This is a genomic window from Pseudomonas batumici (genome assembly GCF_000820515.1).
Taxonomy (GTDB): domain Bacteria; phylum Pseudomonadota; class Gammaproteobacteria; order Pseudomonadales; family Pseudomonadaceae; genus Aquipseudomonas; species Aquipseudomonas batumici.
Genome location: NZ_JXDG01000123.1, coordinates 1 through 2,389, shown reverse-complemented (window position 1 = coordinate 2,389; position 2,389 = coordinate 1). Strand labels below are relative to the sequence as shown.

Here is a 2,389-nt window from a genome sequence, read left to right as displayed (position 1 = left end):
AGAAAGTCATTACCCGCTCCCCCCAGCAGGGTGTCGTTGCCGTCACCACCGGACAACACATCGTTGCCGTCGCCGCCATCGACCAGATCGTTACCAGCCGCGCCGTTGAGGGTGTCGTTGCCCATCCCACCGGTCAAGGTGTCGTCAGCCGATGTGCCGCGGATGTTGTCGTCGCCAGCTGTGCCAGCCAGCAGCGTGGCGGTAATAGCGGCCATATTCCAAATAGTGCCATCAGCAAATTGCACCTGCTGCACCGGGTTGAAGGGATTGGCCGTGCTGTCGTTATAGAAGAACCCGCTGATCGTGATCTTGTCGGTGGTGCCGGCGATGCTCAACTCCAGGCCCGCGTTAGAGCCGAAGCTCGGGTCGTACACCTGCTTTAGCACCACGTCGCTTGGCGCGACGCCTGCTTTGAACTGCAAGGTATTGAGTTTGCCGACCGTGGTGTCGTAGGTATACACCACCTGGTCCTGGCCGTCGCCACGACCGAACAGGTAGGTGTTGTTGCCAGTGCCGCCATTCAGGGTGTCGTTGCCGGTGCCTCCATCCAGCACGTCGTTGCCCGCGCCACCATCGAGGGAGTCGTTCCCCGCTCCCCCCAGCAGGGTGTCATTGCCGGCCCCCCCGCTGAGGGTGTCGTTGCCCAGCCCGCCGCTCAACATATCGTCGGCTGATGTGCCGTGGATGCTGTCATCGCCAGCCGTGCCTGCAAAAAGCGTGGCGGTGATGGCGGCCATATCCCAGGTGGTGCCGTCAGCAAACTGCACCTGCTGCACCGGGTTGAAGGGATTGGCCGTACTGTCGTTATAGAAGAACCCGCTGATCGTGATCTTGTCGGTGGTGCCGGCGATGCTCAACTCCAAGCCCGCGTTAGAGCCGAAGTTCGGGTCGTACACCTGCTTCAACACCACGTCGCTTGGTGCGACCCCCGCCTTGAACTGCAAGGTATTGAGCTTGCCGACTGTGGTGTCGTAGGTGTACACCACCTGGTCCTGGCCATCACCGCGACCGAACAGGTAGGTGTTGTTGCCGGTCCCGCCATTCAGCGTGTCGTTGCCGATGCCGCCATCCAGCACGTCGTTGCCCGCGCCGCCGTCGAGGGAGTCGTTACCCGCTCCCCCCAGCAGGGTATCGTTGCCGGCCGCCCCGCTGAGGGTGTCGTTGCCCAGCCCACCGGTCAACATATCATCGGCCGACGTGCCGCGGATGTTTTGGTCGCCAGTTGTGTCGGCCATGCCTGCCAGCAGTGCGGTGGTGATAGCGGCCATATTCCAAATGGTGCCGTCAGCAAATTGCACCTGCTGGACCGGGTTGTAGGGATTGGCCGTGCTGTCGTTATAGAAGAAACCGCTGATCGTGATCTTGTCGGTGGTCCCGGCGATGCTCAACTCCAAACCCGCGTTAGATCCGAAGTTCGGATCGTACACTTGCTTCAGCATCACATCGCTTGGCGCGACACCCGCCTTGAATTGCAATGTATTGAGCTTGCCGACCGTGGTGTCGTAGGTGTACACCACCTGGTCCTGGCCATCACCGCGACCGAACAGGTAGGTGTTGTTACCGGTCCCGCCATTCAGTGTGTCGTTGCCGGTACCGCCATCCAGCACATCGTTGCCCGCACCTCCGTCGAGGGAGTCGTTACCCGCTCCCCCCAGCAGGGTGTCATTGCCAGCAGCCCCGCTGAGGGTGTCGTTGCCCAGCCCGCCGCTCAACATATCGTCGGCCGATGTGCCGCGGATGTTGTCGTCGCCAGCCGTACCCGCAAACAGCGTGGCGGTGATGGCGGCCATATCCCAGGTAGTGCCGTCAGCAAATTGCACTTGCTGCACCGGATTGTAGGGATTGGCCGTGCTGTCGTTATAGAAGAACCCGCTGATCGTGATCTTGTCAGTGGTGCCAGCGATGCTCAGCTCCAGCGCGCCGTTACTGCCTCCCATCTGGTTGTCATAGACTTGCCGAAGCACCACATCGCTTGGGGCGACCCCCGTCTTGAACTGCAAAGTATTGAGCTTGTCGGCCGTGGTGTCATAGCTGATCGTTACCACATCCTGGCCGTCGCCACGACCGAACAGGTAGGTGTTGTTGCCGGTCCCGCCACTCAGGGTGTCGTTGCCGGTGCCACCATCCAGCACGTCGTTGCCCGCGCCACCGTCGAGAAAGTCATTACCCGCTCCCCCCAGCAGGGTGTCGTTGCCGGCCCCCCCGCTGAGGGTGTCGTTGCCCAGCCCGCCGCTCAACATATCGTTGGCCGACGTGCCACGGATGTTGTCGTCGCCGGCCGTGCCCGCAAACAGCGTGGCGGTGATGGCGGCCATATCCCAGGTGGTGCCGTCAGCAAATTGCACCTGCTGCACCGGGTTGTAGGGATTGGCCGTGCTGTCGTTATAGA

The 2,389-nt window shown here is 61.7% G+C and carries 1 protein-coding gene; it reads right to left on the bottom strand.

What is annotated here, in order from left to right; all coding sequences use genetic code 11:
- A partial coding sequence (locus UCMB321_RS31960; RefSeq protein WP_040072083.1) for a beta strand repeat-containing protein occupies positions 1–2,389 on the bottom strand: 2,389 nt, incomplete at both ends.